The sequence below is a fragment of the Nonomuraea montanisoli genome (assembly GCF_013363975.1).
Lineage (GTDB): Bacteria > Actinomycetota > Actinomycetes > Streptosporangiales > Streptosporangiaceae > Nonomuraea > Nonomuraea montanisoli.
Genome location: NZ_JABWGN010000020.1, coordinates 170,695 through 179,222 on the forward strand (window position 1 = coordinate 170,695; position 8,528 = coordinate 179,222).

General features: G+C 70.4%; 8 protein-coding genes. 5 read left to right on the forward strand and 3 right to left on the reverse strand.

The features are described 5' to 3' along the window. Window positions 1-41 precede the first annotated feature (41 nt). Entirely contained in the window at window positions 42-1,241 is a 1,200-nt protein-coding gene (locus tag HTZ77_RS39565) for an RNA-guided endonuclease InsQ/TnpB family protein (RefSeq protein ID WP_175594894.1), read from the forward strand. Window positions 1,242-1,255: 14 nt separating this feature from the next. Here the strand turns inward: HTZ77_RS39565 and HTZ77_RS39570 are convergent, their stop codons facing one another. Then, window positions 1,256-2,233 carry an ABC transporter permease gene (locus tag HTZ77_RS39570; protein WP_175594895.1) on the reverse strand — a complete coding sequence of 326 codons (978 nt, stop codon included), beginning with the start codon at window positions 2,231-2,233 and terminating at the stop codon, window positions 1,256-1,258. A 36-nt stretch (window positions 2,234-2,269) separates the two neighbouring features. Next, window positions 2,270-3,301, reverse strand: a complete 1,032-nt coding sequence (locus tag HTZ77_RS39575) for a sugar ABC transporter substrate-binding protein (RefSeq protein WP_205304524.1) — start codon at window positions 3,299-3,301, stop codon at window positions 2,270-2,272. A 159-nt stretch (window positions 3,302-3,460) separates the two neighbouring features. Here HTZ77_RS39575 and HTZ77_RS39580 point away from each other — a divergent pair, with 159 nt between their 5' ends. The 4 genes from HTZ77_RS39580 to HTZ77_RS39595 all read left to right on the forward strand — a co-directional run bounded on the left by HTZ77_RS39580 (window position 3,461) and on the right by HTZ77_RS39595 (window position 7,237). Further along, window positions 3,461-4,669: an ROK family protein gene (locus tag HTZ77_RS39580; protein ID WP_175594897.1), complete on the forward strand. Its 1,209-nt coding sequence runs from the start codon at window positions 3,461-3,463 to the stop codon at window positions 4,667-4,669. Between the two features lie 74 nt (window positions 4,670-4,743). Beyond that, a complete protein-coding gene (locus HTZ77_RS39585) occupies window positions 4,744-5,274 on the forward strand; it encodes a YbhB/YbcL family Raf kinase inhibitor-like protein (protein ID WP_175594898.1) in 531 nt (176 codons plus the stop codon). 410 nt (window positions 5,275-5,684) lie between these two features. Further along, window positions 5,685-6,218 (forward strand): RNA polymerase sigma factor, encoded by a 534-nt coding sequence (locus tag HTZ77_RS39590; protein ID WP_175594899.1) that lies wholly within the window; start codon window positions 5,685-5,687, stop codon window positions 6,216-6,218. A 5-nt stretch (window positions 6,219-6,223) separates the two neighbouring features. After that, complete coding sequence (locus HTZ77_RS39595) at window positions 6,224-7,237, forward strand: hypothetical protein (RefSeq protein WP_175594900.1); 1,014 nt, start codon at window positions 6,224-6,226, stop codon at window positions 7,235-7,237. Window positions 7,238-7,315: 78 nt separating this feature from the next. Here HTZ77_RS39595 and groL read toward each other — a convergent pair. After that, on the reverse strand, window positions 7,316-8,528 hold a 1,213-nt coding region (gene groL, locus HTZ77_RS39600; protein WP_175594901.1), incomplete at its 5' end, for a chaperonin GroEL.

Below are 8,528 nucleotides of genomic sequence, written 5' to 3' on the forward strand. Positions count from 1 at the left end.
GTCGCTTCATCTACAGCGGGGGATTCTCTTACCATTGATCTATGAGGACGGCGTACAAGTGCCGGGCGTATCCGACGCCTGAGCAGGTCGGCGTGCTGAATCGCACGTTCGGCTGCGTGCGCGTCGTCTGGAACCGCACCCTGGCCTGGCGGCACGCCCGGTACCGCAATGAGCGGGCGAAGACGGGTTTCATCCAGGCCAACGCCCACCTCACCGCGATGAAGGCCACCGATGAGCTGGCATGGCTGAACGAGGTGTCCTCGGTGCCGTTGCAGCAGGCGATCCGGCACCAGCAGATGGCGTTCACGAACTTCTTCGCCGGACGTGCCAGGTACCCGCGCTACAAGTCCCGCACGGGACGACAGTCGGCCGAATACACCCGATCGGGATTTCGTTACCGTGACGGGCGGCTGTTGCTGGCGAAGATGGACGCGCCGCTGGCGTTCGTCTGGTCCTGGCCCGAGGTGGACCTGGCGTCGATCGACCCGACCACGGTGACGGTCTCCCGCGACCCGTGCGGGCGGTGGTACGTCTCCTTCGCCGTCGATGCCGCCGCCCCCGACCGGCTCCCACCTTCGGGAGGCGTGGTCGCCGTTGATCTGGGGGTGAAGGACTTCGCCGTCACCTCCGACGGCGACAAGATCCCCAACCCGCGCCACCTGGCCAGGCGGGAACGCAATCTGGCCCGCTATCAACGCCGCCAAGCGCGCAAGACCCGCGGGTCGAGCAACCGACGGAAGGCCGGGGCCAAGGTCGCCCGCGCCCACCGGAAGGTGCGCGCGGCCCGGACGGATTTCCTGCACAAGACCAGCACCCGGCTGGTCCGCGACCACGACGTGATCGTGATCGAGGACCTGGCCGTGAGGAACATGGTCCGCAACCGTACGCTGGCCAAGGCGATCTCCGACTGCGGGTGGGGCGCCTTCCGCCGCATGCTGGAATACAAGGCCGCCAGGCACGGGCGTCGCCTGATCGTGGTCGATCGCTGGCTGCCCAGCTCCAAGACCTGCTCGGTCTGCGGGCACCGGCTTGAGCAGCTCTCGCTCGGCATGCGGACGTGGCAGTGCCCGTCCTGCGGCACCCGGCACGACCGGGACGTCAACGCCGCGAAGAACATCCTGGCGGCAGGTCTTGCCGTGACTGCCTGTGGAGGCGACGTCAGACACTCCGGGACCACCCGGGTGCGGTCGCCCGTGAAGCAGGAACCCCGACCTGCGAAGGTCGGAATCCCCCGCCTCTAGGCCTGGGGAGAAAGTCAATTCTGGAACCTCATGAGGAGCGCGGCCAGCACCACGACGATGCCGACGGCGAGCGGCTGGTAGAACTGCGAGACGCCGAGCAGGGTGAGCCCGTTGACCAGGGCGATCAGCAGCAGGGCGCCGAAGAAGGGCCCGACGATCGTGCCCCGGCCGCCGAAGAGGCTGACCCCGCCGAGCACGACCGCGGCCACCGAGTTGAGCAGGAAGGCGGTGTTGGCCGCGGGCTCGGCCGCCCCGATCCGGCCGACCAGCAGGATCGCGCCGAGCCCGGCGAGCAGGCCGCTGATCAGGTAGACGGCGATCTTGATGCGGGCGGTGCTGATGCCCATGGCCGTCGCCGACTCGGGCGAGCCGCCGGTGGCCAGCAGGTGGGTGCCGAAGCGGGTGTGGAAGAGCACCACGTGCGCCGCCACGGCGACCACGATCGCGATGACGAACGACCAGCCGAAGATCCCGATGCCGCTGGTGGACAGGCGCAGGAGCAGCGGGTCGATGACGGTCACCGGCTTGCCGTCGGACAGGATCAGGGCGAGCCCCGAGGCCGCCGACAGCATGCCGAGGGTCACGATGAAGTCGGTGATTTTGCCGCGGGCGACGATGACGCCGTTGACGGCCCCGGCCGCCCCGGCGGACACGACGGCCATCAGCGAGGCCACGCCGAGCCCCTGCCCGGCCTCGTACATCTGGCCGAAGACGACCGCGCCGAGCGTCATCACCGAGGCGATGGACAGGTCGATGCCCGCGGTGGCGATCACGAACGTCTGCCCCACCGCCAGGATGATGAGGATGGCCGCGGCCACCAGCATCGAGGCGATGTTGCCGGGGCTGAGGAACGTCGGGTTGAGCGCCTGGAAGACGATCACCAGGACGATCAGGCCGACGAGGGCGGCCCATTCCGCCCAGAACCCGGCGTCCTTCAGCCGGTGGGACCAGTTCGGTCCTCCACTGGCCCGCAGTGTGGTGGTGTTGGTCATGGAGGTCTCTCCTCCGCGGGTGCGTCGCGGTCTGGGCTACTGGGTGAGCGCCTTGTACGGGTCCTCGTAGGGGCCGAACGGCTTGGGCGTGGACGCGAGCGCCTTGTCGGCGGTGTCCTTGGTGACGAGCTCCACCGGGGCGGCGACGCTGGCGGGCAGCGTCTTGCCGCTCGTCGCGGCCTGGCAGGCCTCGACGCCCATCTGGCCGATGGTGTACGGGTACTGGGCGACGGTGGCCTCCAGCGTGCCGGCCTTGACCGCCTGCAGGGCGTCCTTGATGCCGTCCACGCTGATGACCTTGATCTTGCCGGTCTTCCCGGCGTCGGCGACGGCGCGGGCCACGCCGAGCCCCATGTCGTCGTTGGCGACGAAGAAGCCGGCCAGGTTCGGGTGCGCCCGCAGCACGTTGGTGGCGGCGGTGAGCGCGGTCTGCCGGTCCCAGTCGGCGGCGACGGTCTGGACCACCTTGACGTTCTTGCCGATGCCCTGGTTGAAGCCCTCGATCCGGGCGCCGCTGGTGACGTCGCCGGCGATGCCGCCGATGGCCGCGACGTCACCGCCGGACGGCAGCGTCTCGGTCATCCGCTGCCCGGCCATCTTGCCGGCCTCCCTGTTGTCGGTGCCGACGTAGGTGGCGAGCTTGACGTTCGCGCTCTTGGCCGCGGTCGGGTCGACGGGACTGTCGATGTTGACGACGGGCTTGTTCATCATGGAGAGCTTGGCGAGGCCCTGGATGAGGTTCGTGCCGGAGATCGGGTTGACGATGTAGCAGGAGAAGTCCTGGCCGGCCAGGCCGTTGAGCTTGTCCGCCTGCCCGGTGGTGTCGGTGATCGAGTTGGCCGCCTGCACGGTGACGGTCGCACCGGACGTCTTGGCCTGGTCGTCGATGCCCTGCTTCATGGTCTGGAAGAACGGGTTGTCCAGGCCCTTGATGACCGCCGCGTAGTTCTGGGCGGCGCCGCCCGCGGCCTGCGCGCCGTTCGCGGCCGCCGCCTCGGTGGACCCGGCGGAACCACACGATGCGAGGACTAGCGCGCCGGCTGCCGCGATCGCACCGACTGCCGCCACACGGCGGCCTCTGGCGTTGGCATACATCGGTTGTCCCTTTCCCGCGTAGATGTCCTGACCGTAAATCGGACTTCTAACGTCTGACAACCCTTCTTTCGACTTTTTCTGTCGAAACATGCTTGACTTACGAGTAGTCACCGTCATAGCTACAGTGGTGCTATGACGACGACAGGCCCCACCACACCGAGGATGGGGGTGAGCAGCGGCGAGATCCTCAGCCTGTTCCGGGACGTGCCCGACGGGCTGACCAAGTCCGACGTGGCGCGCCTGACCGGGCTCTCCCGCACCACGGTCAACCAGCGCCTCGACGGGCTGCTCGCCGCCGGCCTGCTGGTGCCGGGCCCGGAGGAGGCGCGCACGCGCGGCCGCCCGGCCGGCCAGTTCGTGGTCAACCGCGCGCGCGGCGTGCTGCTCGTCGCCGACATCGGGGCGACCGCGCTGCGGGCGGCGGTGTGCGACCTCGGCGGGCACGTCCGCAACGAGCGCGAGGCCAGGGCCGACGTCACCGCGGGCCCCCAGAGCATCCTCACGATCGTGGAGAAGCTCTTCGCCGAGATCCTGCACGACATCCGCCGGCCTCCGGAAGCGGTGCTCGGCATCGGGCTCGACGTGCCGGGCCCGGTCGACTTCGCGTCCGGCCGGGTGATCAGCCCGCCGATCATGACGGGCTGGGACCGCTTCGACATCCGCGGCTGGTTCGCCGGGCAGTACTCGTGCCCCGTGCTCGTCGACAAGGACGTCAACGCGATGGCGTACGGCGAGCAGCGCCTGCGCTACCCGGACGTCCCGCACCTCCTCATGGTCAAGGTCGGCACGGGGGTCGGCACCGGCCTCATCGCCGGCGGCCAGGTCCACCGGGGCGCCGACGGCGCGGCGGGCGACGTCGGCCACATCCACGTCACGGTGCCCGACGTGGACGATCCGCCCGTGTGCCGGTGCGGCAACACCGGCTGCCTGGAGGCGTACGCCGGCGGCTGGGCCCTGGTGCGCGACCTGCGGGAGCAGGGCCGCGAGGTCGCCACCGTGGACGACGCGGTCCGCCTGATCCGCGCCGGCGACCCGGTCGCGGTGCGGCTCGCCCGGCGCGCGGCCCGCATCCTCGGCGGCGCCATCGCCGACATGGTCAACCTGTTCAACCCGCGCGTCATCGCGGTCTGCGGCCAGCTCGCCCACACCGACGAGCTGCTCTTCGCCGGCATCCGGGAGATCGTCTACCGCCGGTCGCTTCCGCTGGCCACGCGCAACCTGCAGATCGTCCGCAGCGAGCTCGACCCGCACGCGGGCGTGCTCGGCCTGGCCCAGCTCCTGGTCGACGGCCTCTACTCCCCCGAGCGCGTGCAGGAACTGGTGGACCGCGCCACGACCTGATCCGTCGATCACCCTGCGCGCCGCTTCTAGGATGGCGGGAAAGACCTCTCAAGCCGCCACGCAAGGAGGACACCGTGCCCGCACCTCTGCCGCACGAACACCTGCCGTCGGTCCCCGCGCTCCAGGTGCGCAGCGACGACATCACCGACGGCGAGAGGCTGGGAGACCTCCACGTCTTCAACGACTGGGGCATGACCGGCCAGAACCTGTCGCCCGCGCTGAGCTGGTCGGGCGCGCCGGCCGGGACGCGCGGCTACGCCGTCACCTGCTACGACCCGGACGCGCCGACGGGCAGCGGATTCTGGCACTGGGTGCTGTACGACATCCCGGCCTCGGTCACGGAGCTGCCCACGGGCGCCGGCACGGGCCCCGAGTTCAAGGGCCTGCCGCAGGGGGCCAAGCACGCTCGCAACGACTACGGCGCCAAGGAGTACGGCGGCGCCGCTCCCCCGCCCGGCGACCCGCACCGCTACGTGTACACCGTGCACGCGCTGGGCGTGGAGAGCCTGGGCGTCGACACCGACGCCAGCCCGGCGGTCGTCGGCTTCAACATCACCGCCAACACGCTCGCCCGCGGCCACATCGTTCCGCATTTCGGGGTCTGACGCTCAACCGTCGTCGCATTCCCGACCCGCCGTCGTCCATCCGGGCACTTGTCTCACCCGCCGTCGTCCGGGCACCCATCTCACCCGCCGTCGTCCGGGCACCCATCTCACCCGCCGTCGTCCCTGGGGCCTTCCACAAGCATCCTTCTTTACGGCACGGCCAACCCGGCCGCCACCCGCCGACCATGGCTGAGGGCCTCCAGGGAGACGGCCTCTGACCCGCACGTGGCGAGGCGCCGTGACGGCGCCTCGTGGGCCGCCCGCGTGGTCATCCCCTGCCCACGGCCTCCCACCGGATTCCCCTCCGCCACCCGGTAATGGTGGGCGTTCTCCCTACATAGGCACAGGTGTCCGCACTCAGGACGAACAAAGGAAACCTGTCATGAGAACCGCCCGTGGATGACCCCCGGATGGCCAGATTCGAGGCCGTCTACAAAGAGACATACGGCCGGATCACGGCCTATGCCGCACGCCGCTGCGACTCACCGCAGGACGCGGCGGACGCGGTGGCCGACACCTTCACCGTCGCCTGGCGGCGCGTGGACGAGTTACCCGAAGGCGAGCAGGCCATGCTGTGGCTGTACGGCGTGGCCCGCAAGGTGCTGGCCAACCGCCGCCGGACCGGCCGGTACCGCCAGGAGCGCAACGCCGAGCTCGACGCCGAGGTGGCCGACCTGTACGGGCGGCGCCCCGACAGCGGGGTCGAGCTGGACGCGATCGCCAGGGCGTTCCGCGACCTGCCCGGCGACGACCGCGAGCTGCTGTCGCTGGTCGCCTGGGAGGGCCTGGACCGCGAGGAGATCGCCACGGTGCTCGGCCTGACCCGCAACGCCGTCCGCGTCAGGCTGCACCGTGCCCGCAAGCGCTTCGCCCGCGCCCTCGCGGAGGCGGACGTCTCTCATTCGACGACGCGCCGGCTCGTCCCGGCGGAGAGGTCACGGTGAACGACATGACCAAGGACACGACCACGGACATGACGCGGGACGGCGGTGACGTCGAGGCCCTGACCAGGGCGCTGGCCCGGGTGGAGCCCGGTTCGCGCGGTGCCGACCCGTCCGGCGCGGGGGCGCGGACGCTGCTGGCCTCCATCGTCGCGGCCCCGGCCGCGGAGGACCCGCTCGCGGGGGTGTCCACCTCGGGGAGCACGGTCACGCCGCTGCGCCGGCGCGGGCTCGGGCGGCTGGCCGCCGGGCTCGCCGTCGCCGCGGCCCTGGCGGGCGGCATCGTCGTCGGCCCCAGCCTGCTGGGGAAGGGCGGCGCGACGCCCTCCTACGCCGTCACCAAGGACGACCACGGGGTCGTCACCATCCAGGTCCGCGACTTCAGTGACGCGGACGGGCTGAGGCGGCGGCTGGAAGAGCTCGGCGTCCCGGCCATCGTGGACTACGTGCCCCTGGGAAAGAGGTGCGAGCGGCCGCGCACCGGATATGTGGAGGACGTTCCGCGCGGCCTCTACTCCCTGCCCGAGAGCATCCCGGGGGAGACCATGAGCTGGCAGATGCGCATCGACACCCGGCTGTTCAGGCCCGGCGAGACCTTCGTCTGGACCATCGGAGAGGGCGGCACCAGCACCATCCTCATGAAGAACCCGGTAAGGCCCTGCGAGTTCGTCCCCGACCGGCCCCCGCTGGAGGAGGTCGACGGGGAGGGGTTTCGCCTGGCGACGACCGAAGGTGGCTCGCTCGCCGGTTACCGGGTCGACGGGAAGACCGTCGGGGAGGTGGTGCCGGAGATCCGGAAGCGCGGCCTGAAGGTCACCTTCATGGTCATGTCCGGACCTGACGGCCTCGGCGAAAGGTACCTTCAGGGCCGGACGAGCCCCATTTCCACGGTCGGCGACGACTGGGTGGTCTGGGATGCCCTGGATGCCCGCAAGGGCGAGGTCTTCCTGTGCGTCTCGAAGCAGCGCTACGACCGCAACCCGCTCTTCGGCGGCCCGCGCGACGCCGTCATCAAGGACTGACCCGTCGAACGCGCGAGGGCGGCCCGTCCGGTGCCGGACGGGCCGCCCTCGTGGTGCGTGAGGTGTCGCGAGAAGGACTTAGAAGTCCATGTCGCCGCCGCCGGGCATGGCGGGGGCGGCCGGGGTCTTCTCCGGCTTCTCGGCGATGACGGCCTCGGTGGTGAGGAAGAGCGCCGCGATGGAGGCGGCGTTCTGCAGCGCCGAGCGCGTCACCTTGGCCGGGTCGATGATGCCCGAGGCGAACATGTCGACGTACTCGCCCGTGGCGGCGTTGAGGCCCTCACCCGGCGTGAGGTTGCGGACCTTCTCCACCACGACGCCGCCCTCGAGGCCGGCGTTGACGGCGATCTGCTTGAGCGGCTCCTCCAGAGCCTTGCGGACGATCGCGGCACCGGTGGCCTCGTCGCCGTTGAGCTCCAGCTTGTCGAACGCCTTGGCGCCCGCCTGCAGCAGCGCCACGCCACCGCCGGGGACGATGCCCTCCTCGACGGCCGCCTTCGCGTTGCGGACGGCGTCCTCGATGCGGTGCTTGCGCTCCTTGAGCTCGACCTCGGTCGCGGCGCCGGCCTTGATGACGGCCACGCCGCCGGCCAGCTTCGCGAGGCGCTCCTGGAGCTTCTCGCGGTCGTAGTCGGAGTCGGTGCGCTCGATCTCGGCGCGGATCTCGTTGACGCGGCCCGCGATGGCGTCGGGGTCGCCGGCGCCGTCGACGATGGTGGTCTCGTCCTTGGTCACCACGACCTTGCGGGCGCGGCCGAGCTGGTCGAGCGTGGTGCTCTCCAGCTTCAGGCCCAGCTCCTCGGCGATGACCTGGCCACCGGCGAGGATGGCGATGTCGCCGAGCATGGCCTTGCGGCGGTCGCCGAAGCCCGGGGCCTTGACGGCCACGGAGCGGAACAGGCCGCGGATCTTGTTGACGACCAGGGTCGCCAGGGCCTCGCCCTCGATGTCCTCGGCGATGATCAGGAGCGGCTTGCCGGACTGCACGACCTTGTCGAGCAGCGGCAGCAGGTCCTTGTTGGCCGAGATCTTCGAGTTGACGATGAGGATGTACGGGTCCTCGAGCACGGCCTCCATGCGGTCCGAGTCGGTGACGAAGTACATCGACGTCATGCCCTTGTCGAAGCGCATGCCCTCGGTGAGCTCAAGCTCCAGGCCGAAGGTGTTGCTCTCCTCGACGGTGATGACGCCTTCCTTGCCGACCTTGTCCATCGCCTCGGCGATGAGCGAGCCGATCTCGGGGTCGGCGGCGGAGATGGAGGCGGTGGAGGCGATCTGCTCCTTGGTCTCC